The 22,831-nt window shown below is 45.8% G+C and carries 29 protein-coding genes; 15 read left to right on the plus strand and 14 right to left on the minus strand.

Annotated elements, in window-relative coordinates:
• Nucleotides 1-4: 4 nt before the first annotated feature.
• Nucleotides 5-244, plus strand: coding sequence for a hypothetical protein (locus ACSU1N_RS00510; protein WP_440059675.1), 240 nt, complete (start codon nucleotides 5-7; stop codon nucleotides 242-244).
• On the opposite strand, the gene ACSU1N_RS00515 is transcribed toward ACSU1N_RS00510, so the two are convergent.
• Nucleotides 230-517: a hypothetical protein gene (locus ACSU1N_RS00515; RefSeq protein ID WP_440059676.1), complete on the minus strand. Its 288-nt coding sequence runs from the start codon at nucleotides 515-517 to the stop codon at nucleotides 230-232. The two genes, ACSU1N_RS00510 and ACSU1N_RS00515, sit on opposite strands and share 15 nt — an antisense overlap.
• A 93-nt stretch (nucleotides 518-610) precedes the next feature.
• Here ACSU1N_RS00515 and ACSU1N_RS00520 point away from each other — a divergent pair, with 93 nt between their 5' ends.
• Nucleotides 611-1,213, plus strand: a complete 603-nt coding sequence (locus tag ACSU1N_RS00520; RefSeq protein ID WP_440059677.1) for a transcriptional regulator — start codon at nucleotides 611-613, stop codon at nucleotides 1,211-1,213.
• A gap of 72 nt (nucleotides 1,214-1,285) precedes the next feature.
• Entirely contained in the window at nucleotides 1,286-1,579 is a 294-nt protein-coding gene (locus ACSU1N_RS00525) for a hypothetical protein (protein WP_440059678.1), read from the plus strand.
• Nucleotides 1,580-1,581: 2 nt separating this feature from the next.
• On the opposite strand, the gene ACSU1N_RS00530 is transcribed toward ACSU1N_RS00525, so the two are convergent.
• Together ACSU1N_RS00530 and ACSU1N_RS00535 are read right to left on the minus strand one after the other, a co-directional pair.
• The gene (locus tag ACSU1N_RS00530) at nucleotides 1,582-2,334 is read right to left on the minus strand and encodes a TatD family hydrolase (RefSeq protein WP_440059679.1); all 753 of its coding nucleotides are present in this window, start codon (nucleotides 2,332-2,334) and stop codon (nucleotides 1,582-1,584) included.
• On the minus strand, nucleotides 2,288-2,926 hold the full coding sequence (locus ACSU1N_RS00535; protein WP_440059680.1) for a hypothetical protein: 639 nt from the start codon (nucleotides 2,924-2,926) through the stop codon (nucleotides 2,288-2,290). The genes ACSU1N_RS00530 and ACSU1N_RS00535 overlap by 47 nt, the downstream gene beginning before the upstream one ends.
• A 55-nt stretch (nucleotides 2,927-2,981) precedes the next feature.
• Between ACSU1N_RS00535 and ACSU1N_RS00540 the strand changes: the two genes are divergently transcribed.
• Entirely contained in the window at nucleotides 2,982-3,698 is a 717-nt protein-coding gene (locus tag ACSU1N_RS00540) for an HAD family hydrolase (RefSeq protein WP_440059681.1), read from the plus strand.
• Here ACSU1N_RS00540 and ACSU1N_RS00545 read toward each other — a convergent pair.
• Nucleotides 3,658-3,951: an ArsR family transcriptional regulator gene (locus ACSU1N_RS00545; RefSeq protein WP_440059682.1), complete on the minus strand. Its 294-nt coding sequence runs from the start codon at nucleotides 3,949-3,951 to the stop codon at nucleotides 3,658-3,660. The two genes, ACSU1N_RS00540 and ACSU1N_RS00545, sit on opposite strands and share 41 nt — an antisense overlap.
• 72 nt (nucleotides 3,952-4,023) lie before the next feature.
• On the opposite strand from ACSU1N_RS00545, the gene ACSU1N_RS00550 reads away from it, so the two are divergent.
• Both ACSU1N_RS00550 and ACSU1N_RS00555 read left to right on the plus strand, forming a co-directional pair.
• Complete coding sequence (locus tag ACSU1N_RS00550; RefSeq protein WP_440059683.1) at nucleotides 4,024-5,355, plus strand: TIGR04013 family B12-binding domain/radical SAM domain-containing protein; 1,332 nt, start codon at nucleotides 4,024-4,026, stop codon at nucleotides 5,353-5,355.
• 137 nt (nucleotides 5,356-5,492) lie between these two features.
• Nucleotides 5,493-5,822: a DUF167 domain-containing protein gene (locus ACSU1N_RS00555; protein ID WP_440059684.1), complete on the plus strand. Its 330-nt coding sequence runs from the start codon at nucleotides 5,493-5,495 to the stop codon at nucleotides 5,820-5,822.
• A 58-nt stretch (nucleotides 5,823-5,880) separates the two neighbouring features.
• On the opposite strand, the gene ACSU1N_RS00560 is transcribed toward ACSU1N_RS00555, so the two are convergent.
• On the minus strand, nucleotides 5,881-6,546 hold the full coding sequence (locus tag ACSU1N_RS00560; protein WP_440059685.1) for an HAD family hydrolase: 666 nt from the start codon (nucleotides 6,544-6,546) through the stop codon (nucleotides 5,881-5,883).
• The gene (locus tag ACSU1N_RS00565) at nucleotides 6,539-7,090 is read right to left on the minus strand and encodes a hypothetical protein (RefSeq protein ID WP_440059686.1); all 552 of its coding nucleotides are present in this window, start codon (nucleotides 7,088-7,090) and stop codon (nucleotides 6,539-6,541) included. The genes ACSU1N_RS00560 and ACSU1N_RS00565 overlap by 8 nt, the downstream gene beginning before the upstream one ends.
• A 95-nt stretch (nucleotides 7,091-7,185) precedes the next feature.
• On the opposite strand from ACSU1N_RS00565, the gene ACSU1N_RS00570 reads away from it, so the two are divergent.
• The gene (locus ACSU1N_RS00570; protein ID WP_440059687.1) at nucleotides 7,186-7,491 is read left to right on the plus strand and encodes a TRAM domain-containing protein; all 306 of its coding nucleotides are present in this window, start codon (nucleotides 7,186-7,188) and stop codon (nucleotides 7,489-7,491) included.
• Between the two features lie 117 nt (nucleotides 7,492-7,608).
• On the opposite strand, the gene ACSU1N_RS00575 is transcribed toward ACSU1N_RS00570, so the two are convergent.
• From ACSU1N_RS00575 to ACSU1N_RS00585, 3 genes are all read right to left on the minus strand, one after another.
• The gene (locus tag ACSU1N_RS00575; RefSeq protein ID WP_440059688.1) at nucleotides 7,609-8,097 is read right to left on the minus strand and encodes an adenosine-specific kinase; all 489 of its coding nucleotides are present in this window, start codon (nucleotides 8,095-8,097) and stop codon (nucleotides 7,609-7,611) included.
• A 108-nt stretch (nucleotides 8,098-8,205) separates the two neighbouring features.
• Nucleotides 8,206-9,762, minus strand: a complete 1,557-nt coding sequence (locus ACSU1N_RS00580) for a hypothetical protein (protein ID WP_440059689.1) — start codon at nucleotides 9,760-9,762, stop codon at nucleotides 8,206-8,208.
• A gap of 41 nt (nucleotides 9,763-9,803) precedes the next feature.
• The gene (locus tag ACSU1N_RS00585; protein WP_440059690.1) at nucleotides 9,804-11,117 is read right to left on the minus strand and encodes a TrpB-like pyridoxal phosphate-dependent enzyme; all 1,314 of its coding nucleotides are present in this window, start codon (nucleotides 11,115-11,117) and stop codon (nucleotides 9,804-9,806) included.
• 90 nt (nucleotides 11,118-11,207) lie between these two features.
• On the opposite strand from ACSU1N_RS00585, the gene ACSU1N_RS00590 reads away from it, so the two are divergent.
• The 4 genes from ACSU1N_RS00590 (at nucleotide 11,208) to ACSU1N_RS00605 (ending at nucleotide 15,176) form a co-directional block, all read left to right on the plus strand.
• Nucleotides 11,208-11,627, plus strand: coding sequence for a Tfx family DNA-binding protein (locus ACSU1N_RS00590; RefSeq protein WP_440059691.1), 420 nt, complete (start codon nucleotides 11,208-11,210; stop codon nucleotides 11,625-11,627).
• An 83-nt stretch (nucleotides 11,628-11,710) separates the two neighbouring features.
• Nucleotides 11,711-13,240 carry an AMP phosphorylase gene (locus tag ACSU1N_RS00595; RefSeq protein ID WP_440059692.1) on the plus strand — a complete coding sequence of 510 codons (1,530 nt, stop codon included), beginning with the start codon at nucleotides 11,711-11,713 and terminating at the stop codon, nucleotides 13,238-13,240.
• 44 nt (nucleotides 13,241-13,284) lie between these two features.
• Entirely contained in the window at nucleotides 13,285-14,652 is a 1,368-nt protein-coding gene (locus ACSU1N_RS00600; RefSeq protein WP_440059693.1) for a geranylgeranyl reductase family protein, read from the plus strand.
• The gene (locus ACSU1N_RS00605; RefSeq protein WP_440059694.1) at nucleotides 14,646-15,176 is read left to right on the plus strand and encodes a DUF429 domain-containing protein; all 531 of its coding nucleotides are present in this window, start codon (nucleotides 14,646-14,648) and stop codon (nucleotides 15,174-15,176) included. Before ACSU1N_RS00600 ends, ACSU1N_RS00605 begins: the two co-directional genes overlap by 7 nt.
• A gap of 28 nt (nucleotides 15,177-15,204) precedes the next feature.
• On the opposite strand, the gene ACSU1N_RS00610 is transcribed toward ACSU1N_RS00605, so the two are convergent.
• Together ACSU1N_RS00610 and ACSU1N_RS00615 are read right to left on the minus strand one after the other, a co-directional pair.
• Nucleotides 15,205-16,155: a DHH family phosphoesterase gene (locus ACSU1N_RS00610; protein WP_440060312.1), complete on the minus strand. Its 951-nt coding sequence runs from the start codon at nucleotides 16,153-16,155 to the stop codon at nucleotides 15,205-15,207.
• Between the two features lie 46 nt (nucleotides 16,156-16,201).
• Nucleotides 16,202-16,807 (minus strand): alpha/beta fold hydrolase, encoded by a 606-nt coding sequence (locus tag ACSU1N_RS00615; protein ID WP_440059695.1) that lies wholly within the window; start codon nucleotides 16,805-16,807, stop codon nucleotides 16,202-16,204.
• A 102-nt stretch (nucleotides 16,808-16,909) separates the two neighbouring features.
• On the opposite strand from ACSU1N_RS00615, the gene upp reads away from it, so the two are divergent.
• Nucleotides 16,910-17,578: a uracil phosphoribosyltransferase gene (upp, locus tag ACSU1N_RS00620; protein ID WP_440059696.1), complete on the plus strand. Its 669-nt coding sequence runs from the start codon at nucleotides 16,910-16,912 to the stop codon at nucleotides 17,576-17,578.
• A gap of 33 nt (nucleotides 17,579-17,611) precedes the next feature.
• Nucleotides 17,612-18,295, plus strand: a complete 684-nt coding sequence (locus ACSU1N_RS00625; RefSeq protein ID WP_440059697.1) for an HAD hydrolase family protein — start codon at nucleotides 17,612-17,614, stop codon at nucleotides 18,293-18,295.
• Here ACSU1N_RS00625 and ACSU1N_RS00630 read toward each other — a convergent pair.
• Nucleotides 18,292-19,686 (minus strand): phosphoglucomutase, encoded by a 1,395-nt coding sequence (locus ACSU1N_RS00630; RefSeq protein WP_440059698.1) that lies wholly within the window; start codon nucleotides 19,684-19,686, stop codon nucleotides 18,292-18,294. The genes ACSU1N_RS00625 and ACSU1N_RS00630 overlap by 4 nt on opposite strands.
• A 168-nt stretch (nucleotides 19,687-19,854) precedes the next feature.
• Between ACSU1N_RS00630 and speD the strand changes: the two genes are divergently transcribed.
• Both speD and ACSU1N_RS00640 read left to right on the plus strand, forming a co-directional pair.
• Nucleotides 19,855-20,229: an adenosylmethionine decarboxylase gene (speD, locus tag ACSU1N_RS00635; protein WP_440059699.1), complete on the plus strand. Its 375-nt coding sequence runs from the start codon at nucleotides 19,855-19,857 to the stop codon at nucleotides 20,227-20,229.
• Between the two features lies 1 nt (nucleotide 20,230).
• Nucleotides 20,231-21,343, plus strand: coding sequence for an NAD(P)-binding protein (locus ACSU1N_RS00640; RefSeq protein ID WP_440059700.1), 1,113 nt, complete (start codon nucleotides 20,231-20,233; stop codon nucleotides 21,341-21,343).
• Here ACSU1N_RS00640 and ACSU1N_RS00645 read toward each other — a convergent pair.
• Together ACSU1N_RS00645 and ACSU1N_RS00650 are read right to left on the minus strand one after the other, a co-directional pair.
• Complete coding sequence (locus tag ACSU1N_RS00645) at nucleotides 21,275-21,667, minus strand: hypothetical protein (protein WP_440059701.1); 393 nt, start codon at nucleotides 21,665-21,667, stop codon at nucleotides 21,275-21,277. The genes ACSU1N_RS00640 and ACSU1N_RS00645 overlap by 69 nt on opposite strands.
• Nucleotides 21,668-21,770: 103 nt before the next feature.
• Complete coding sequence (locus ACSU1N_RS00650; RefSeq protein WP_440059702.1) at nucleotides 21,771-22,829, minus strand: thiamine pyrophosphate-dependent enzyme; 1,059 nt, start codon at nucleotides 22,827-22,829, stop codon at nucleotides 21,771-21,773.
• Nucleotides 22,830-22,831 lie beyond the last annotated feature (2 nt).

Genomic DNA, 22,831 nt, shown 5'->3' on the forward strand with positions numbered 1-22,831 from the left:
CGGCTTGGCAGAAATAGGTACTAGAGAACCTACACCCGCCTACTACCCTGTCCACGTAATACCCTGCGAAACCAGGAGCGAGTGCCCATTCTTCAAAATAGAGAAGATTGATGAAGACCAGTGTATTGCTATATGCACGGTGGCAGATCGTGTCATGACAAGGTCTAATGTCAGAAAATGTGTTTCAAGCATATGGAAGGAATGTCCTTTCTATAAGATAGGTGTAGAATCAAGCAGTAGCTGAGACAGGTGTCCGGGCAGCCTGGATATCCAAGCCGCTAACACTATATGCTATGAGTATTGCTTCTACGAGATCTTTTAAACCAGGGGGTTCCCTGATATAGATTTCTCTTAGACCGTCTACTTTCAGTACTACTCCACTGACTTCGCCGAATTCTATCTCGCGGATAGTAATATCTAAACCGTAATCCCTACCAACTAGTTGCAGTGCGTAATCCACTATGCTCTTGATCAAAAGCGAATTATCATCTCTCCCGTGTATGACCAGAACTTCCAAACAACACACCAACAAGTAATGGGTTTTACTCGATTTATAAACCATAGGAAAAAAATAAAAGAGTGATTACTCCTTATATAATAGGGGTTGGGAATGTCCGAGCTTGTAATAGACTTATCTGAAGTGCCACTGACGCCCATGGGGAAGAAAGAGATACAAAGGCTTGAGACAGCTCTCATCATAGGCACGCTCTACAGCCCTGAGATAATAGAATTGCTGAAAGACCCTGTAGAGAAAACGACTTGGATAGATAGTCTTGCTGTAGCAGCCGCATCATACGCTAGGTATAAAGCAGGCATGCCTGTATCAAAGATTGCCGAGGAAGTAGGTAGGAGCGAGCAGACTATTAGAGCACATATAAACGGTAAAACCAAAGCAGGGAAGCTCGTTATATCTACCTATGAGAAGATAAAGTCGGGAACCCTAAGGCTCACGATCCCGTTTATAAAAGAAGTTGAAGCAGGAGTAAAACCCGAGATACAGCAGCAGTTAGATTCTCTGAAGAAGGAGAACGAGGATTTGAAGAAGAAGCTTGGAGAACTAGAGAAAGCTATTGAACAGCTCAGGGCGGAAAACGAGAGTAGGATGCGAGAATTAATGGAGTGCCAGGAGAGAGCGAGCAAGCTCTCTAAGATAGTTGAAGAAGTCAAAGCTAAGCTGAACGTGCTTGAAGAGATTAAACAGCTTTTAGCCTAAATTAGTTTAGATGTAATATCCTAGTTTACTCTTTTTAAATTAATGCCATTAACAGTCAAATCCTGGGGGTGTATGGACCAGGCAATTATAATAGTGATGAATCAGGATGGGAGAGTGGAAAATGTTATAGCACCACTAGATGTCGACAAGGATGTAATAGATATGATCGCTAGGCTTGGATACGGGAGCTTCAAAGCCCTAGCTGGTCTCGCATCAATCCTGGGTGTATCACCAGTCTACAAGATCGAAATCACACTAGCCTCATACGATCTCGTCGTAACCCTGAATAACGGTAGGATACTCGTAATGGCGAATCCAGCGAAAATCCCCGGCAAGAATACCGCGGTATCTACTGCTATCGCATAACGCTAGGAGATAAGCTTAAGGAGATTCCTGTAGAACATTTCGACCAGGTTGTTTTTATCCACGCCTCTCGTCTCCGATATGTAGCTAATAGTTTCGTGTATCATCCTAGGCGATAGTTTCAGCCCTTTATACTCGTAAGGGGCGTCGCTCTCGGTTAGAGCCTTATCTAAGTTTGCGCGCTGAATGATATCCCTGTGTTTACCCTGTATTTTGAAAGCTGGGTTGAGGCCTATATAATACCCGGCACCTTGTATCTCCTCCATCAGGTCTACCGGGCCCGTATACCAGTGGAAATACGCTTTCTCAATATCCCTCCTTAAAAGAATTTCGTAAACATCTCTCCACGCTTTAGGAGTATGGAGGTTGAGTAAGAGCTTGTATTCTCTCGAAATCTCTACTATCCTACTGAAGAATTCTAGCTGCTTATCAAATGTCTCTGGAACAAACTGTTTGTCGAGGCCTACCTCGCCCAGGCATTTGACTCTATCGATATTCTTTTCCACTAGATCCAATACTTTTCTGAAATCTTCTCTACCGATCTCCCAGGGATGGACCCCTATACAGGGCACTATACTATTATACTTCTCGGCTAGCTCGATAGTTTTAATGCTTGATTCATAGTCATCGCTAACGCATACGAGAATGAAGCCTTCGGCTGAGAGAGAGTCGATATCGCTAACACTCATCTCGTGGCAGTGTACGTGGGCGTCAACCAGCTTCATAGAGCTTGAAACCCCCTCCTCTAGTGCACTCAATCCTTATTTTATCCTCCAACAACCTAGTTAGGAGACCGGGGTCTATGGCCCTCTGCTCTAGTAGTCTAAGGACGCATTCTGCTTCCACACTATTCCTAATCGCCTGCTGTAATATATCGCGTATCTTCCCAGCTAGACCCTCCTCGGCATTAACCGTATTTATCAACTGCCTGGAACATGTATTGCCTCCTCCTAGCAGAATAAAAACAGGTTTCCAACCTATTAGAGACTTAAAGACCCTGACATAGTATTCGTCGAGCTCTAACTGGGGGATTGTTTCATCCAGGCTTCTCCTGAGCAAGTAGACTCCTTCAGTAATTTCTTCGAGAACCCCTGGCATAATAAAGCATTTTAGAAGACCCTTTGTCTCCCACGACGTATACAAATACATCCCCCACGGGGTTACAGAGAAGCTTTCCCCATCACAGATAATCCTTTCCCCAGGGCTATGCTTGAATACTACGATACCCTCCCTGCCAGCCCGGATTTCAATCATTGAATCCCTAAACGAATAATCTACGCCTGAACACAAACGGGTTTCTACGAAGCAGTTGCCTACGACATCCATTTTAAAAACCCTTCTAGCCTTCAAATAACTATAGATGATGAGTTTGCCGAATAAATGAATCCGATGAATTATCTCCCGAATGCTGAGGGGCTTCTCTGAAATGATCAGAGTGATCATCCTAGACTATGACCTGACAATCGTAGACAGCCTCCTCGACTTTTACGAAGCCTTTCAGGAAGCTTTGAAGAATAGTGGGGTCAACAGGTTTATCCCATTCAATGAATTTTACCGGTTTTTCGAAGAAGACAGGCTGAATGAATTACTAGACGAGAGCGTTGATAAGGATGTTTTCTGGAAGACGTTTCGGAGACTATACAATAGCAGGTACACAAGACCCTATAAGTATACATACGACTTCCTGAAGCTAGCTAAAAGCATAGGTATAAAGATAGTTGTCGCAACTGGGAGAGACACCCCTTCATATACCATATGGTGGGACCTAACAAGGTTCGGCCTTGACGAATACGTTAGCGAAGTCTACTCATCGCAGGACATATATAGTCTCGGCGGGTTGGAAAACTACGTCTTCGACAAATCCTGGCTGATAAAGATGATAGTAGATAGATACGGTGTTGAACCATGCGATACACTATACATTGGAGATTACTCGTCGGATTTCCTCAGTGCGAGAAACGCTGGCGTTAGATTTCTAGGAGTGGCTTACGAAGAAGGAAGGAGGCGTGTTTTAAGAGAAAAGGGTGCTCGGATAGTTGTCAGAGACCTTGGAGAGGCGATGCTTATCGTCTTCTCTAATCTTATACTGGAACTGCCCTGTAACGCCCATCCGGGCCAATAATAACCATACCGTTTTCAACTAGTGACGTAACCGCCCTCCTAATCTTGTCCTCGCTAGCGATACCGCTTAATACCAAGTGTACTTCTTTGAGATTCAAGGGCTTCTCTAGTAGAAGCTCGTATACTATGCTAGCGAGCTGTTCCTCGTTAGGGGCTGTCATCAAAACCACGTCATCATCTTCGTGAATAATTTTCAACCTGACTTTCCTACTAAGCCTGTCTAACTCCTCGGGGGTGAGCTCGATATTAGCCATTTGAAGCTCCCTTTTAGGATATATTTACTTATATTATATACCAGGCATCAGGATAAGCTTTTTGGTGGTTGATTGGGGGCCGCCCTTATTCTATACCTCGATAGGTTTACACGGTACGGCGTCTACAGTATTGTTAGTGTAGCCGACAGGTTTAGATGGCTGGATGTCTACATAGTAGAATCGCCGAGTGTATTCTACAGCCTTGTCGACATTGTTTACTCGAGATACAGAAAGTGCCTAGTAGGTTTTAGCCTGATGACTACTAGGGTAGCCGATGAGAATTACCTAGCATTACTGAGGGATCTCGTAGAGTATTCTAGAAGGAGGAATTGCATCAGTATTGCGGGAGGCCCTCATGCCTCTGGAGACCCTATTGGGACTTTATTCAGCCTCGGGTTCGATATCGCGGTTGTTGGCGAAGGAGAGCCTGCTATCGAAGACCTCTACCTCTACGCGAATAATATCATAGAGCTTAGCGAAGTAAGGAATATTGTCTATAGGGATGGATACGGCAGTTACAGGGTTGGCAAGAAGGCTCCTCCCATAGACCTAGACAAGTACCCGCCTTTCCCCTACTGGAGGCATCTCTACATGCCGATCGAAATTACGAGAGGGTGCTTCCACGGATGCTGGTTTTGCCAGGTGAGCTATATACACGGGTTTAGAATCAGGCATAGGAGTGTAGACAATATTATTAAATACGCAAAAATAATGGTTGAAGATAGCGGTGTTAGAGATATCCGTTTTATCACACCAGACGCCCTCTCCTACGGCCTACGCGATCCGAGGCGTAGAGCTAACGTAGAGGCTCTCGAAGAGCTTTTAAACAGCTTGCATAAAGCTCTACAGTATTATAATGCAAGGATATTCCTAGGCAGTTTCCCCAGCGAGGTTAGGCCAGAGCACGTAGACGAAGAGACGGCAGCGCTCCTCAAGAAGTATGTCTCTAATAAAGAGGTTATAGTAGGAGCCCAGTCCGGTAGTGAGAGAATACTTAAGAAGATACACAGGGGTCATACTGTCGAGGATGTAGTGAATGCTGTAGACATACTCTTGAAAACGGGTTTCAGACCCAGCGTAGACTTCATATTCGGATTCCCAGGCGAGACAGAAGAAGACATGTTAGAGAGCGTAAAGCTAGCCCAGAGACTAGTTGAGAAAGGCGCTAGGATCCACCTCCACTACTACCTACCTCTCCCAGGGACGCCTCTATTCCCCCAGAAGCCTACACCCATCCCTGACAGGGTGAGGAATGAGATAATGAGGCTGATAGGACGTGGAGCTGCCTACGGTGACTTCCTAGAGCAGGAAAAGCTCTCGAAGAGAATCGTAGACCTAGTAGAGCGGGGAGTCATAAGGCCGGGGACGAGGAGACAATATCATATAGTCCATAGCCTGATTTAATTCATCGGCATCGTAGAAGCGCCCGGTTTCATCACTGTGCAGAACCGCCATAGGCCTGCGTCATCGCCGTCGGATAATATTCTAGAGTAGAAGAGGGTTATTAGTCTTAGCGATTAGATTATTTAATGGGAAGCCTCATGACTCGTTTGGAAGAGGTTATAAGAAGGAATATTGAACCTTCTTCTAAAGGCGTAATCCTCAATATATTTGTCCAACCGAATTCTCAGTCCGAGGGGCTGATTATTGAAGGCAACGACTTAGTTTTCATGACTACCGAGAACGATGAGAAAGGTAGGAGTAATTCAGCCCTAATAAGGTTTCTCAGCAGGAATCTGAATATCCCTACTTCTAAAATAGATATCGTATACGGTGCCCGAGAGAAGTTTAAGAGAGTGCTACTCGTTGATGTCGACGAAGACAAAGCAGTTGAAATGCTAGCTAAGCTAATAATGTGGCCCGGTAGCTGACTATTAGAAACATCCCTTTACAAGTTATAGTATGCTGAAACACTATTCTAGTCTTGAATTAACGTGAACCCATACTATCATAGAAGCTGTCTACTAGCTGGATAATCTCCCGCAGGTTTTTAACGACGCTTCTAGCTCTTGAACAGGCTTCTCCACAGGGCTCTACCGCTATCGAATAACCTACTTTCTCGAATACGAGTATATCCCACACATCGTCGCCTACGTATACTACTTCCCTCATATCATAGCCTAGCCTTCCTGCCAGACTTTCGATGACCCTATCTTTCTCCATCAAAGGCACTCTCCCCACACCGCCTGGTACCAGTTCTTCGCCAACGTATTTCAGCTCGTTAAAATAGCATAATCTAATACCCAGCTCATCACACACCCTACCCACTAGGTCTCCAACCCCCGAGCTGACTACAGCTACATGGTATTTCTCTCGGAGGGCCTGGACTACTTCTCGAGCGTCCTCTCTGAGCCTAACCCTGCTTAAGGCTCTTAGGACATCGCTTCTCTTAATGCTTCCACCATTGCTGTGGATCATTAGAGCGATATCTATCTTCATCCAGTCCTCGTACGTTATCAAGCCGCGTCTATAGTATTCTGCGAAAATCCTATTATCCCTGCTACCGAAATACTCGTGTAGAATACCCCAGCTATTCTTCGAATCTGTTAGAACGCCGTCGCAGTCGAATACTATTAAACCCTTCTTCTCACGCATTCGCAATCAACTCTTTCAGTTTATCCAAGTCACCTTTCTCCACATATACAACCTTGTAAAGCCCTACTCTTATCTTCCCATCCTCAATCCTCAACCTAGCTGTCACATCACCTTCGACAACGATCTCATCCCCTTGTATATACACCTTCCTATCCGGGAACATTTTCTTCAAGTATTCGAATACACTGCTTAGAGTACCAATACGCTCCCTCCCCTCGGACAGCCCTTGGATTACCTCGCGAAGAGTTTCCCTCAGGCGGGGCAGGTCTTTGTATGCTTCCTCTGCCTGTCTCAATATCTCGAGTAATACGTCGACACCCCCACCTGCTTTAAAGGCACTTACCAGGAGCTCGAAATCCCTGCTCTCCAAATAGTCTGCGAGCTTCTCAGGATTCCCACCGAAGCTGCTAAACCCGTATTTGTCTTCAGCTGTCGAAAGCAGCCTCTTGATCTCGTCTACGACACTCGATTGAATCCTCCCTTCTTTCAGAGCCCTACCCAGCTGGACGTTTACTATATTCCTTACGAAATCAATGACAACCATACTCTTCCAACACCTTTTCAGCAACCATCTTGTTTATAAATGGTTGAAACCTTATAGATTAAACAGCGTGCAACATATGGTTGAAGGGGTATTTAGTGGATAAGCATAAAAATAGGAAACACTCTTGGACACCATACACTAGCGACATACAGAGATTCAGCGTATACCCCCAGATACAGAAGCCTAGGGAAGATACTATTCAAACAGGTTCTGTAGTAACCCTAGATATCAGCGGAGTAGACGATAAGGGGAATGGTATAGCGGTTTATAAAAACATTAAGGTTATAGTGAAAAACGCTAGCCTAGGCTCTAGGGTTCAGGCAAAGATTACTAGAGTAGGAGACGGTATAGCTATAGCTGAGGTAGTAAGAGTTCTGAAAGATTCCTACGTAGAATACTAGCCGGAGCCACGATGTCTATAGCGTCCTAGTTTATCCAAGCGAGTTGGGTAGAGGAAAAAGAATGTTATAGAAGCCTTTCTCCTTCGAAAAACATGGATGGGATAGGGTAAAAGCATACTATTTTTTATACCCGATCCTCCTGAGGAAATCATACCTTTCTTTTTTATCCTCGCTACCTTCCACACCCAGAGGCGAGTAACCGTCTACGACACCTATTATAGCCCTACCCTGGTCTGTTTCAGCTACTATTACTTGAACCGGGTTCCCTGTAGCAACGTATATCGATACGATCTCGTGTACATTCTTCAACTGGTTGAGAATATTGATTGGATACGCATTCCTTATGAATAGAACAAATATATGGCCGGCCCCTATAGATAGAGCTGCTTCTACAGCGGCTTTAACCAGTTCTTCATCGTTACCATCATACCTTACCAGTCTCTTACCGCTCGCCTCGTTAAAAGCAATACCAAACTTTATCCCGGGAACAGAAGTTACTAGAGCCTCGTAGATGTCTTCAACAGTCTTAATAAAATGGCTCCTACCTATTATTATATTCGCTCCCTCAGGTATCTTGACGGGTACCACTTTGAATCCTAGAGACATCTCCTAGCCCCATTCCTGTATATTACTGCCTTCGATTAAATCTTTAAGACCGTATTACCAACCTTTCTACACTGTGCTAGAACTTCCTACTAAATATATCACTGTAATTCACGCCCCTACCCCCCCCCGTTTCAGAGTTGCTACTAGAATCGCGAAGCCCAACACTCCTATCAGCGTGTTCACTATTACCTCTCCAAGCGTGATACCTATACCAGAGTATAGTAGCATAAACCATCCTGCTGCGAAACAGAGTACTCCCACAACCGTCTCTAAACCCTTCATCTTAAAAGGCATACTCTCAAACAAGTCTTTTTTCAACCATGGTAGGACGGCTAGGGATACTCCAACAAGCCATACTAGGATACTATAACCGAAATTGAATAGCTTCAATAAAGCGATTAACGGTAGGAGCCCTGTTATAGAAGCGTAGCCGAGTAGTAAACCTATTAATCCGAATAGGAAGACCACGTTGTTTGCTACGATAGGTATACCTCTGAAACCTGTGACACGAGCTAGGCTAGCCGAGGCTAGTTTATCGGTTGATAAAGCGTACAGTATTCTTACCGCCGCAAGCCAGGTAGTATAAGCTGTGTTCAAGAACCATAGGAATGCTGTAACACCGGCTATAGCAGAAACTATCTTATCCCTTGATATCAGAGATAGGAATACAAAGAGCGTAGGCGGAATTAGGGGCCGGCCCCCCAGGTACCTTGTGAGTACCTCCTGGTAGTTATAGTATAGGTAGCTGTAGGATGCTACGAGGTCTACGCCTAGCTTTGATTCGACAATGTAGGGGACTAGCAGGTATAAGAGTACCACGGTCAAGTAGCCGAGCGTATACCCTCTAGAATACGATTTAACAGGGTCTCTAACCTCTCCCGCTACGAAGCTAGCTGATTCAATACCCATATAAGCCCATAGTGTAGCAACCATCATTGAGAGAGAGCCGGCCAGAAGCGTTGTCCGCTGGAGAGGGTTTATGCCTCCTCCTCCGGACAAAGCCAGTCTCTCAATACTGATAGGATCTGTGCCTAGAGCTAGAGCTAGGTTAGAGTAAAGTTGTGAAGTATCTGCTAGGTAGAACAGTACTGTGAAGACAATGGTGGCTATCAGAGGCGGTATAACCATGGATGCTAGAACCCACTTCAGGCTCCTGGTGCTTACAGTAGATAGGAAGAACAGGAGTACTATTACCAATACCCCTAGATATAATTCTACAATAGGCTGGTTCAGCACTATCCCAGTGTTTACAAGGGCTTCGTCATTGTTTACAAGCCCAGCGTAGAGTATGTTAGCGCCTAGAGCCCTAATACCGTAATAGACTAGGAAGCCCATGCTCAGTAGGCCGCCGCTGGCTACTATATAATACCACATAGCTAGGTAGCCTACTACAGGAGATATAACCCTCGAGATCAAAACGTATGGTGAAGCAGGTTTCTGGATATTCAGCGAGATATACATGAAGGCTAGTACTATAGGTACGTATAGTAAACTGGATAAGAGGTATGCTAGCGTATTAGACCCGCCGTAGAACCCGGGCGAACCCAGCATTTGAATCGTGAAGATTATAAAACCGGATGCTATAGGATTGGCTACTACCCACAGGAATATCTCGAACCAGCCTAGTTCCCGTTCAAGAGTGTAAATCTTCCATGTTTTAAACAAGGAAATCCCAATAAGATAGTAAATTTCCCTTATTTAAAAAGCTATGTATCAGGTAGTGTATTATTCAGGAATTCCTCGTATCCTTTCAAATCTAGTAGGCCGTGACCGCTTAGATTGAATAGTATAACAGGCTTCTCTTCCGAACCCTTATATTTTAAAGCAATATCTATAACAGCTTTTACAGCGTGAGCGCTCTCAGGCGCCGGTACAATCCCCTGGGTTCTCGCGAAGAGTACTCCGGCTTCGAACACCTCTCTCTGCCCGTACGCTACTGGTTCCACAATATTATGCTTAACGAGCACGCTTAGGGATGGTGCTAGCCCATGGTACCGTAGGCCTCCTGCATGTATCGGCGGGGGAACGAAGTCTTTGCCCAGGGTATACATTTTCAGGAGTGGTGTAAGCCCGGCTGTATCGCCGTAATCGTACCTATACTCTCCTTTCGTCATAGATGGTACTGCTCTAGGCTCTACCGCGATAAACCTTGTCTCAGTTTTCCCCGAGAGCCTGTATCTTATAAACGGGTATGAGATGCCAGCGTAGTTGCTACCGCCTCCTACAGCCCCGATGACATACTTGACTTCTTCGATACCAACACCTAGTTCCTCTAATTGCCTTATGGCTTCGAGCCCTATGATCGTCTGGTGTAGCAGGACATGGTTTAATACGCTACCCAGGCTATACTTCGCCTCCCCATTACTATTTAATACGTCTTCTATAGCTTCCGAGATAGCTATACCTAGGGAACCGGGGTGCGATGGGTTCTCGCTCAGGATCTTACGCCCAACATTTGTAATATTAGACGGGCTCGGATATACTTCCGCACCATACGTCTCCATTAGTACCCTCCTATAGGGCTTCTGGTCGTAGCTTGCTCTAACCATGAATACTCTGATCTTAACGCCTGTCAAAGCGCCTGCTAGAGCTAGAGCGCTACCCCACTGGCCTGCCCCTGTCTCAGTACTCAGCCTCTTGACCCCTTCGAGTTTGTTAAAGAATGCCTGGGCTATTGCCGTATTGAATTTATGGGATCCCGCTGGGAGGACTCCTTCATATTTAAAGTATATCCTCGCGCTCGTCCCTAGGTATCTCTCGAGGTTCCTAGCCCTTATAAGGGGTGTAGGCCTCCCAACCTGCTGGTATAGCTCGATCAATTCATCGGGTATTTTTATAAACCTCTCCTCGCTGAATTCCTGCTCTACGAGTTGTTTCGGGAATATTATTTCGAGCATTTCTTTCCTAACAATAGTACCGTCTGGCAGGATGTAAGGGGGTATTTTCTCGGGTAGGTCTGGGACTATGTTATACCAGGAGGAGGGTATATATTCAATTTTTTGACTAGCCCTTAACTCCATTCCAACATGGTATCACCACGGTCTTTTTAAAAAGGAATAATTTAAAAATATTTCCTATAAAGAGACTTATCCGGTAATTAAAGTGTAAGGGTGGATTCTACGAGTAAATACGGTTTTTTGACTGAGAAACAATACAAGGTTTTGAAACTACGGATGAAAGGGCTGACACAAGCGGAGGTAGCTTACGCTCTAGGGATGTCTAGGGCGGCTGTAGCCCTCGCTGAGAAGAGGGCATGGGAAAAGATAAGAAAGGCTGAGGAGACGCTAAAGGTTTTCAGAGAGATCGCAGCCGCTAAAATAGTGTTGATTGATGAAGGTGTTAAGCTGGTTGATATACCAGGTATAATCCTGAACGAGGCAGACAAGTTGGGGATTAAGATCAGGGCTAATTTCGACTATATCTTCGGGATGATCAGGTTTAAAGCGAATGCCGGATACCCTAGGTTGAAGAAGAAGATTAGAGTCTACTTAATGCGAGATGGGACTATAGATATTGAAGGAGTAGAATAGTGGACTTAACCAGGTATGCTCTAAGTAGGTTTTTAAACCCTTTATACAATTAATCACTATCCCTGTTTGAACGGGGTCTAATAATGCCTCTAGCAGCGCCCCCGAAGGATTTTGAAGTAGAAGTCCTTAATGTTTCAACAGGCAAACCATTTGTTATCATTAACGAAGAAGACGCATCCTTACTAGGCTTAACTCCTTTCTCGAAGATCATTGTCAGCTCTGACAATAGGTCGGTTTATGCTACGGTCTCAGTGTCTAAAACAATGGTAGGTAGAGGGAAGGCGTTAGCATCCTTAGAGCTCGCCGAGAAACTCTATCTTAAAACAGGTTCTCGCATAGTTATTAAACCGGCTGGACTACCCCCATCCTATCCCTATCTACTCAAGAGGATAAGAGGAGAGAGGCTTAGCTACAATGAGATGTACTCTCTGATCAGAGACGTGGTTAACGGAGCCTACGATGAAGCCGAGATAGCTGCGTTCCTATTGAGCCAGCAATACTATGTCCTAGATGAGGACGAGTTGGTAAGCCTTATAAAAGCTATGGTTGAAACCGGTGTGAAAATATCCTTCGACGAGCATGTTTTCGACGAGCATAGTATTGGAGGGGTTCCCGGGAATAGCAAGGTTGCTTTAATAGCTGTCCCAATAGTAGCTTCGTTCGGCCTCTTGATACCGAAGACTAGTAGCAGGGCTATTACAAGCCCTGCTGGGACAGCTGATACCATGGAAGTTCTCGCGAGAGTAGATTTTACAGCAGATGAGATAAAAGAGATCGCGAAGAAAACCAGAGGGGCCCTTGTATGGGGTGGGAAACTAAATCTGGCACCAGCTGACGATATCTTCGTTAACGTCGAGAGAAAGCTGTCGATAGACCCGTGGCATCAGATGGTTGCGAGTATTCTCAGTAAGAAGCTTGCTATGAGCGTTGAATCACTTGTAATAGACATCCCTGTGGGTAAGAAGGCTAAAATAGAGGACTCCAACCAGGCCGACCAGCTAGCGGGGTTATTCATAAGGCAGGCTGCTAAACTCGGTATGAGGATCAGGGTGGCTATAACATTTGGCGGCCAGCCAATAGGGATGAGCGTTGGGCCGGCTCTAGAAGCTAGAGAAGCTCTTGAGACCCTGATAAACAAGAAAGGGTCTAGGAGCCTCGTGGATAAAGCCGTCCTAATAGCGGGTCTCGTAATGGAATTAAGCGGGAAAATCCCATTCGGCCAGGGGGAGGCGTACGCTAGAGAAATATTCACGAGCGGGAAAGCCTATGAGAAATTCAGAGAGATCGTTGAAGCCCAGGGAGGGAACCCGAATATAAAACCGGACGAGGTCCCGCTTGGCAGGTATAGTTACACGTTTAAATCCCCGCTCGAAGGCGCAGTAACATATATCGATAACGCGGCTGTTACAATGGTTGCTAGAGCTGCGGGAGCCCCGTTTGATAAAGGTGCAGGAGTGTTATTCCACGCTAAAGTCGGTTACAGGGTTAACAAAGGAGACCCTCTCTTCACGATATACAGTAATAGCGAGAACAGGTTGGAGGAAGCGATCAACCTTGCCTCAAGGTATTCTATGGTGACTGTCGAAGGAATGCTCCTGAAAATACTCCCCTAATACTTATTTTATCCCAGGGCAATAAACCGTCCCGAGGGCTAGGCATGTTCGACGTAGCCGTTATAGGTGCTGGAGTAGGAGGGTTATATTCCTCGCTAGTGCTAGCTGAGAGAGGATTCAGGGTAGCGCTGATAGAGAGCAAGTCTAGGAGTAGGATCGGCGATAAGACCTGCGGGGATGCTATCGGCTTACACCACCTCGAGCACATAGGTCTCAGCCTACCGGATGATATCGTAGACCATAGATATAGAGGTGTTAAGATTAAGAGCCCTAGCGAGAAACACGAGATTATCGTGCCAGGAGAGGGTATCAGCGTTAACAGGGTAAAGTTAGGCCAGTGGCTCTTGAAAAACGCGTTAGACCACGGGGTTGAATTACTAGACGAACACTTCCTCGTAGGCGTTGAAGTAAGAGATGGGAGAGTAGACAGCGTGAGGGTTAAGAAGATAGGGGGAGGGGTAGTAGAGGTTAGAGCGAGGTTCTATATCGACGCTAGCGGTGCTAAGCCGGCTCTACGCTCGAAGCTACCGCCTGAATGGCCTATATCCGAACGCCCTCTAACAACAGATTTCAACATAGCCTACCGTGAAGTAGTAGATTTGGAAGACAGTATCGACAGCGAGGATATCCCGTATGCTGTAATATATTTAAACCAGGTGGTTGCACCCGGCGGCTACTGGTGGATGTTCCCGAAAAATAGTAGTGGGACAGTTGTCAACGTTGGCCTAGGAGTAATAAACAACGGCGTATACAATCCTAGGCATAACTATGAGAAATACCTTAGGGGGAGGTTCAAAGGCAGGCTAGTCCACGCTGGGGGAGGTATTGTCCCGACTAGGAGGCCCATGCCTACACTGGTCTGGAGTAATGTTGGAACCGTGGGTGACGCAGCATACACTGTTAACCCCGTCCACGGGGGAGGCATAGGCTCTACACTTGAAGCAGCGAATATTATGAGCACCCACCTCTCACGGGTTTTAGAAGAAGGGGAGCCGACGACAGAGAATATGTGGGAGGTTAATCTCAAATACCTCGAGGCATACGGGGTTAAGCAAGCGGGTTTAGACGTGTTGAGAATGTACCTGCAGAAACTGTCTAATGAAGACTTCGAGTGGATTATAAGGAATAGACTAGTAGATGGGAGCGCTGTATACGAGATAGGCGTTAAAGGCAGTCTTGCGGATAGGGTTGTGAGCGCGGTGAGCACTATGATTAAACTATTAGGCAGGCCATCGCTATTGAACGAGCTGAGGATTGTTAGAAACTATATGAATAAGGTTATGAGCCTATACCGCGACGAATACCCGAGGGGGCCAGCTGGGATCGAAGAGTGGATGGCAAAGGTTGAAGCTCTATTCAGCGAATACTCTAGGGTTATAGATTTCGATAGGGGAGAAAAAGTTAAATGGTGAAAACCTGCGGTGTAGACCTGAGGGGGAGCCCTTCTAGACCATCTGGTATAGCAGTATTAAGCGATAAAGTCGATTTCATAGGTCTTGCTTATAGCGATAGCGAGATAATTGATACGATTACACGTTTTAAACCCGTACTAGCCGTGATAGACTCGCCGTTATCGCATAGCAAATCCTTCCGTAACGTTGATAGAGCGATGATAAGACTAGGGTTCAGGGTCCTACCTCCTGGTTGGAGGGGTATGAGAATGCTAGTAGAGAGGTCCCTTAGGCTAGCAAGTATACTAAGCAATTACGGTATCAGGGTTCTCGAAACCCATCCTAAGAGCGCGTTGAAATCGAGTAGGTGTTCCTCAATAGATGAATTAGCTAGGAGAATGGGTTACACGGTACCAGGTGGTCTATCAGAAGATGAGAAAGACGCCCTGGTATCAGCCTTGGTCGGAGTCGCTTACTTAAGGGGTTTGGTTGTTGAAATAACCGATACCGATGGCTCTATATTCCTCCTACCCCCTATTTGCTAGGGAGCAGGTGTTTTATCCTTCTACTCTACTACAGTAAGGATACGACTTTCCCTAGTACATAATCTAATACCGCGGTATCGTCTAATAGAGATAGAAATCTGACCCTCCATGGGATTTCTATTTTAAACCCGCTAGCATACATATGTCCTCCTCCACCTAGTTCTAGCGCGATACGTCTAACGTCGATACCACGGCTCCTAAGGCTCACCTTCCCATCCTTAGATACTATAACAGCTACTTGCGCACTATACCTAGACATAAGGAATGCCGCTAGGAAACTGTTCTCGATCTCGTCTCTATCGTAAGAGGCTACGAGCCTCACACCCCCTTTCTCTCTGATAGCTACAGGTGATATCGTCGAGTAAGCTTTCAATTCTTCATCGAAAACCCGTTCAACCCTATTCGTGAAACTCTCCGTCCAAATTCTCCCTTTGAAAATTTCTTTCATAACCTTCAACCTCCATGAATCGCTATCCCGCCTCTTTATCAGCCTTAGATACCAGCCTCCTCTCCAGTGATCGAACAGCCAGAGATCTCCAGCGCAAACTCCTTGGACGAGCTCGGGGAATAGAGGGTTTTCCGTGTTCCGCCTACTAGCATACTTGTATACAACTCCTGTAGCACATGTAGAAGTATCTAGGAATAGCCTAACTCCCAGCCCTCTGATATCACGCATCCATTTATCCTCCCATAAGTGGTGGTCGAACCATTCGATAACAACACCGTGTTTTACCAACCGGCTAATAGACTCCAACAAGCCCCCGTAGGTTTCGGGGTTTATGCCTAGGTCAATGATTACTATTTTCCCTACGTTTCTCAGCTTACCGGATTCGCTCGATATAAGCTGGCTAAGCCTATACGGCTCCGTGAAATAAACTAACGTAGGCCATTCGCTATCGTAATATGCGTAGAGCCCACCTCCAGCAACCCCGTCGATATCCGTATGCGTAATTATAGCATAACCAGGCAATTCAAGCACCATGATACGATTCTATATAAGTAGGGAGGTATCCGGGTTTGATATACTAAGGCTTCTTAAAAACTATTCTCTCATAGAAAGCGAGGAGATCCTTCTTGAACCGCTCCGGTTGATCCAAGTATAATGCGTGTCCTGCGCCATCGTACACTATTAGTTCGGAACCTGTTTCATCCGCGAACTCCTTTAACTCCTCGAAGTCCGCAATATCATCCCTGCTACCGTATAACACTAGTGTCTTCAGCTTTAGATTCTTGAACGCTTTAACGACTTCTCTCACGCCTACGGGGGCTATGAGAACTAGTCCTGTAGCAGGGTTTGTCATAGAATATTTCAGAGCCATATACCCTCCTAGGCTAGCCCCTACTATAACAGGAGGTAGGTTTCCAAAGTATGCTTTGAAAGCGCTTCTAGCGAAATCAATATTCTCTTCAACACTCCTGGTATGTTTAATACACTTAGAGATCCTACCGTAAGGCATATCTATTGCTATATAAGGTATCATCTTCTCTTCTAGCATAGGGAATAGGCCTATATCACCCCATACATCACTTGTGAAACTATAGCCGTGGAGAAGCATCACAGGTATACCGGGCTGTTGCTCGTATAGAACCCTACACCTGTTGTCCCCATACCCGAAAATATCTTCACGCATGCCCCATCAATAGTTTATTTATCCACCGATAGATTTAACCGTTTTCGACCTATGCAATCCTGAAGATTTATATTCTCGCCGATTCATAATTTAGACAGGGCTTTGCTAAAAATAAGGGTATTAGACCACCCCTATATACAGGTAGTATTAACTACGTTAAGAGACAAGAATATTAAACAAGTCGAGTTCAGGAAAGCCCTTGTAAGGCTGGGGAGGGCTATTGGGTTTGAGATCACAAGGGATCTCGAGCTCGAGACCGTAGAGGTAGAGACTCCCCTCGGGGTCAAAGCTAGAGGCGTTAGATTCAAGGATTTCGATAAGATCGTTATAGTAACTGTTCTCAGAGCCGGTATGCCTATGACAGAAGGCTTGATAAAAATATTCTACAACGCTAGGCAGGGGGTTGTATCAGCACGTAGGATTGAGGAAAAGGGTATGTACCCGGATAAGACATTCGATATTGAGTTAACGTACGTGAGGCTTCCTAGAATCGATAGAGAGGATACAGTGATTATCGTAGACCCAATGCTCGCAACAGGGTCTACGATTAGAGAGGTATTGAAAATAATACTGGAGAAAGGAAGGCCCAAGAGGGTGTTTGTTGTCAGCGCGATTTCTACAATGCTAGCTATTGAGAGATTGAGAGAGATTATCGAGGCCTATAATGTAGATGGGGTAGTATACACAGCAGCGATCGATCCCGAGATCAACGAGAAAGGCTATATTGTCCCAGGCCTAGGTGATGCGGGAGACAGAGCTTTCGGAGACTAATAGTATACCTTGTCTAAAGCTGGGTGTAGCATATTGAGAGAGATAGGCTTGATCTTCGATTACGATGGAGTACTAGCCCCTATAGGATCCCATGAACCCGATAAAACACTCTTATCTATAGTCAAAAAATTATCCCGTAAGTATTTCATCGGGGTAGCATCGACAAGGTCGACTAGGTTCCTAATAGAGAAAGTGCCTTTCGCAGACGCGTTTATAGGTGTTCATGGCTTAGAGACCGTAGTTGGCGACTACGTTGTACACCCGGTTAAAATCCTGAGCGGAGACTATTCCCATGTTCTCAAAGAGTTTACAGCATTGCTTAAAGAAAGATGCTTAGTAGTCGAGGAAAAAACCACCCTGCTCGGAAAGATCGTTGGGATAGGTATAGGTTGGAGGAGATGCGGGCCAAAACCGTGGGAAGTCGAAGTAATCGAGTCGGAGGCTGTTTCTAGAGGGCTTTTCGTTCAAAGATACCAGCGGCCCTTCCTAGAAATATATTTAGCAGAGACTAGTAAAGCGTATGGTGTGAGGATTTTGAAGAGTATTGCAGGACTTAGGGAAATCGCCTACTTCGGGGATAGCGAGAACGATCTAGATGCTATGAGGATTGTCGAAAACCCTGTTTTTGTCAGGAACGAGTTTAACACGTATCTAACCCCTGGTTACCCGGAGGTGGAGCAGAGCAGGTTAATAGACTATTTAAAAAACCTCCTCTAACCGATGGTTACCTCTTCGATCCTCGCTCCTTCTCTACTAACCGCATCCGATACTACGCGTTGTATGTTTTCAACTACCACTCTAATTTTTTCGCTACTATACGATTCCGCATAGAATCGTATCTTAGGCTCTGTACCGCTCATTCTCACAAGGATCCATGACCCGTCTTTGTAATCGTATCTCACACCGTCAATACTTGTCTCCGAGGCCGGCTCACCCAGTGTATTCCTAAGGTTCTCAACAACAACCCGGTATATAGAGGCGATTTTCTCACGCGGGTGGATTTTAAAGCTCCGCCTATCCCACGGGTACTCTCTTATACCCCTTTCCTCCAATATCTTCGGAAAACTCTTACCCTCTTCGACGACAACCCGGGATATCACCGCTGCCTGCAGGACCCCGTCTACCCAAGGGCCCCATGCAGGGTATATTAGCTTCCAAGGCTCGGCTGCTAGAGCAATACCTGGTTCAGCTTTTACCTTCTCATGCGTCTTGCCTAAGACATACCTCTCTACTCTCAGGCCATGTCTATCAGCGATCTCGTCGATCACCCTACCAGTATCAATGCTTACGACAACCTTCCCCCTTAACCCTCTACATAGTTCGTCGATGAAGAAAGCTATCAACCTATCCTGTTTAATGAAGCCTGTTTCAGTATCGAGTACAGCAAGCCTGTCGGCGTCCCCGTCGTGGGCTAGTATAACCGCGGGTTTAACAGCAGAGTATAGACCCATATAGGAGTCTAATACGTCCTTCCTAGGCTCAGGGACTCTCACCGGGAAGAAGCCGTCGGGGTTAGCGTTTACTGTTAGAGGTTTAACCCCTATCTTCCTTAGTACTATAGGAGTTACGTGACCGGCTGCACCGTTCGCTAAATCTACTACGACAAACGGCTCCCATACCCTCTTCCTAGGTTTTGTAAACTCCGCGAGATCCTCTATGTATTCGTCTACGATAGATTCTTCAGTATAAAGCTTCCCCACCCTATCCCATCCAACGTATTCGGGGACCGATTCCACCGTCTGCTCTATTTCCTTCTCTAACTCCCTTGTAAACTCGAAGCCCTCAGGGTCGTAGAATTTGAAACCATTATACTCGGGCGGGTTATGGCTAGCTGTTACACTAACCCCGATAGATTTCTTCTTTCTAGCAGCATAACCTGCGATAGGCGTTGGAGCCAAACCTACCAAATAGGTGTCAAGCCCCATCGACATAAACCCTACTGCTATAGCGAGGGATAGTAACTGGCTAGTGGTACGGGAGTCATAGACTATGTATGCCCTCCTAGATAAGCCGAGCCTAGAGACAGCGAAGCCGATTTTAAGCGCTAGCTCGGTATTCAGCTCCGTAGGATACTTCATACGTATACCTGCTGTACCGAATAGTTTCAAGTTAGTACACCGTCTAAAACATAGACTATTCCAACTCTTAATTCTAACACTGTGTTTAGCAGGGTAATACCCTATTAACTCTTACACCCTCCCCTCCCAATGCTGGTAAGGGGGAGAGGGGGTAAACCTTTATAAGCCCCCGGGGGAGAGTAATAAATGGTGATTACGATGGCTGCGAGAATCGAAGTCCTAAGCAAGAAGGTTGTTGGAAAACACGTCTACGGCGAACTATACGGCTGCGACCCAGACCTCCTCAGCGACCCTGATTACCTAGCTAACGTCGTTAGAGAAGCAGCTAGGCTGGGAAGGTTTACTATACTAGACCTTAAAACCTGGAAGATCGATCCGGGTGTTACGGTTTTCGCTGTTGTTTTAGAAAGCCATATTTCAATACATACCTGGCCCGAGTTCTCTTTTGCAACCGTCGATGTTTACACGTGCGGTGACAAAGCCGACCCCGAATCTGCTTTCATGTATATTGTGAAAGCGTTAAAAGCGAAAAAGTATACTATCAAAGTCGCTTCGAGAGACTACGAGGAATAGTATGGGGGATGTAGGGGTAGTAGGAGGGGGGCCGGCCGGCTTAGTAGTAGCCTCGCTTATCAAAGATAGGGATGTTATGGTATTCGAGGAACACAAGCAAGTAGGGGTTCCAAGGCACTGTACTAGTATTGTAGGCTCTTACACAGCTAGTTTTTTCTCTGAGATTCTCACCCCTAGAATCATTAGAAGAGGGTATAATACTTTAGTAATTCACTCTAGGCTAGGCAGATATAGGATCGAGTGGAAGAAGGATTTCGCATTCTACATCGAGAGGCCTCTACTAGAAGAAAAGCTTGTTGAAAAAGTTGAAAAACTAGGCCATACACTTGTTACAGGAGTTAGAGTAAAGCCATACAGTATATCCAGTATAAAAGTAGGAGACAGAGTGGTTGAGTTCAATACTATTATAGCATCAGACGGTTCGAATAGCTCATTCTTCAGGTTTTTTAATAAGGTGAAAAGAGAATACTATTTCGGAATCCAGTCTATTATTTTGTCTAAAGATCTCGGCGATAGCATACACGTATTATACACCGGCTACCCTATAAAATTCGCTTGGGTGACTCCTTTAGACGATGGTTTGGGTATCATCGGTTATCTAACTGAGAAGCATATCATAGACCCACGGCGCATATTCGAGAAGGTTTATAGAATGCTTGGTTTACAGGATGCGAGGATCAGGGAGTTCTTCGGAGGCATAGTAGTGAAGCCCGGGTATCTATCTAAACCGGTCTTACACAAAAAGGTGTTTTTCATAGGCGACGCGCTAGGACTGGTTAAACCATTCACTCTCGGAGGACTTTACTATATAGCTAGGCTAGCCCCAAAGCTTGCCCAGGCTCTGGATAGCAGTGTAGATTTATACGTAAGAGAAGTCGAGAAACTGTCAAAATTGAACAAGCTAGAGAACATACTAGATATGAGTTTCAAAAGTGCTAGAAGTCTCTACCCTCCTATCCTCAGCCAGGTTTTTGAAAGCGGTTTGTTTAACGAGACCGACTACGACAACCATTTCAATCTTTTCCTAAAATCCATTCCGACAATCCTACTCGCCCCTATTAACCTCTCTAAATCTCTTACAGATATAATCGGCAAGCTTCATACCAGACTCTAGAACAGTTGGCGATACCTCGAGAGATATACCTATTCTTTTAATCGATACACCTATTAGGTACGCTTCTTTTATATAGTGGTTCCTCCTAAGAATCTGTATTACCAGTTCGAATGGTACACCGTGGGTAGTGGGGAATCTGAGATCCTCGATTACCCTGATGTCGTCGATAAAAACAGTCTCTCCCTCGCCCAGCCTACTAGAATATACGGCGTCGACTATTACCAACGCATCCGGCTGGTAGCCCATTATATCGCTAATACAGTTCTCTAGACCATACTCGCAGGAAATACTTGGGACCCCACACTCCCTTAGTTTCTCGCACACTAGCAAGCCGATCCTATCGTCTCCCCTGAGGGGAGATCCTACGCAAGCAATAAGAAACCTCTCTCTGAGAACGCGTTCTAAAAAATCCTTAGACCTAGATCATTCACCTAGGGGCGTTACTAGCTTTATTCAGTAGTTCCTCCCAGTTCTTGTCTACTATTTCCTGGAGTTCTTTAACCAAATGCTTGTTCTCAGGCTTTAAGAGGTGCCTGAACCTGCCCTGTAGCTCCAGGTATTTCTCTATAGGCTGCTTCAGCTTAGGGTTCCTAGCAATAGCAAGGCTCCTATCAGTTAGGAGGTAGCCTGTTTCAGGAGTCCACTCCCACAGCGGGAAGTAGCAGGTGTCTACAGCCCTCCTCGTTACCTCGAGGGTTAATGCTGTATCGTGCCTCCACCCTCTGTCACAGCTACTTAACGCGTGTATGAAAGCAGGGCCGTTGACTTCAATACCCTTCCTAACCTTCTTCATTAAATCCATCCAGTGGGCTGGAGTAGCTGTAGCTACGTAGGGTATCCTATGAGCTACCATGATCTCTGCTATAGGCTTCTTATTCTCCATTTTACCCGGCAACACAGACCCTACGGGGGAGGTCGTAGTCCACGCGTATTTAGGTGTACCACCACTTCTCTGTATCCCGGTGTTCATGTATGCTTCGTTGTCATATAGTATGTACAGGAAGTCGTGACCCCTCTCAGCTGCTCCGCTAAGAGCTTGAAAGCCTATGTCGAACGTCCCACCGTCTCCTGCGAACACGACTACGTCGACGTGATCGTAGGGTAGCCTCCCTGTTTTCTTCAACGCTTTGAGAGCGGCTTCTATACCGCTAGCTGTAGACGCAGCGTTCTCGAAGGCGTTGTGTATCCATGGTACAGCCCAGCTAGTATACGGGAATATAGTTGTCGACACCTCGAGGCATCCTGTAGCAGTAACTACTATCGTAGGACCTCTGAACGCGAAGCTAGCTAGTTTTACAACGATCGGTGCAGCACAACCAGCGCAAAGCCTGTGACCGGGTAATAACGCAGGCCTCTTTGTCTCCGCGAGCTGCCTGAGATTGAATATTAATGGCATTTCAACTTTCTGCCCAGGCTCGAAGATCCATATTTTGTAAGCCGGCTCACCTTTTTTCACAGGGAACTCGGGCAGGGTTTTCACAACCATCC

Source organism: Thermogladius sp. 4427co (assembly GCF_051933805.1).
In the GTDB taxonomy this organism is placed as follows: domain Archaea; phylum Thermoproteota; class Thermoprotei_A; order Sulfolobales; family Desulfurococcaceae; genus Thermogladius.

Excerpts from the sequence above, each read along its gene's own strand:
- ACSU1N_RS00520 (WP_440059677.1), top strand. The coding sequence starts at position 611 with ATGTCCGAGCTTGTAATAGACTTATCTGAAGTGCCACTGACGCCCATG.
- ACSU1N_RS00525 (WP_440059678.1), top strand. The coding sequence starts at position 1,286 with ATGGACCAGGCAATTATAATAGTGATGAATCAGGATGGGAGAGTGGAA.
- ACSU1N_RS00540 (WP_440059681.1), top strand. The coding sequence starts at position 2,982 with ATGCTGAGGGGCTTCTCTGAAATGATCAGAGTGATCATCCTAGACTAT.
- ACSU1N_RS00545 (WP_440059682.1), bottom strand. The coding sequence starts at position 3,951 with ATGGCTAATATCGAGCTCACCCCCGAGGAGTTAGACAGGCTTAGTAGG.
- ACSU1N_RS00555 (WP_440059684.1), top strand. The coding sequence starts at position 5,493 with ATGACTCGTTTGGAAGAGGTTATAAGAAGGAATATTGAACCTTCTTCT.
- ACSU1N_RS00560 (WP_440059685.1), bottom strand. The coding sequence starts at position 6,546 with ATGCGTGAGAAGAAGGGTTTAATAGTATTCGACTGCGACGGCGTTCTA.
- ACSU1N_RS00565 (WP_440059686.1), bottom strand. The coding sequence starts at position 7,090 with ATGGTTGTCATTGATTTCGTAAGGAATATAGTAAACGTCCAGCTGGGT.
- ACSU1N_RS00575 (WP_440059688.1), bottom strand. The coding sequence starts at position 8,097 with ATGTCTCTAGGATTCAAAGTGGTACCCGTCAAGATACCTGAGGGAGCG.
- ACSU1N_RS00585 (WP_440059690.1), bottom strand. The coding sequence starts at position 11,117 with ATGGAGTTAAGGGCTAGTCAAAAAATTGAATATATACCCTCCTCCTGG.
- ACSU1N_RS00595 (WP_440059692.1), top strand. The coding sequence starts at position 11,711 with ATGCCTCTAGCAGCGCCCCCGAAGGATTTTGAAGTAGAAGTCCTTAAT.
- ACSU1N_RS00600 (WP_440059693.1), top strand. The coding sequence starts at position 13,285 with ATGTTCGACGTAGCCGTTATAGGTGCTGGAGTAGGAGGGTTATATTCC.
- ACSU1N_RS00605 (WP_440059694.1), top strand. The coding sequence starts at position 14,646 with ATGGTGAAAACCTGCGGTGTAGACCTGAGGGGGAGCCCTTCTAGACCA.
- ACSU1N_RS00615 (WP_440059695.1), bottom strand. The coding sequence starts at position 16,807 with ATGCGTGAAGATATTTTCGGGTATGGGGACAACAGGTGTAGGGTTCTA.
- speD (WP_440059699.1), top strand. The coding sequence starts at position 19,855 with ATGGCTGCGAGAATCGAAGTCCTAAGCAAGAAGGTTGTTGGAAAACAC.
- ACSU1N_RS00640 (WP_440059700.1), top strand. The coding sequence starts at position 20,231 with ATGGGGGATGTAGGGGTAGTAGGAGGGGGGCCGGCCGGCTTAGTAGTA.
- ACSU1N_RS00650 (WP_440059702.1), bottom strand. The coding sequence starts at position 22,829 with ATGGTTGTGAAAACCCTGCCCGAGTTCCCTGTGAAAAAAGGTGAGCCG.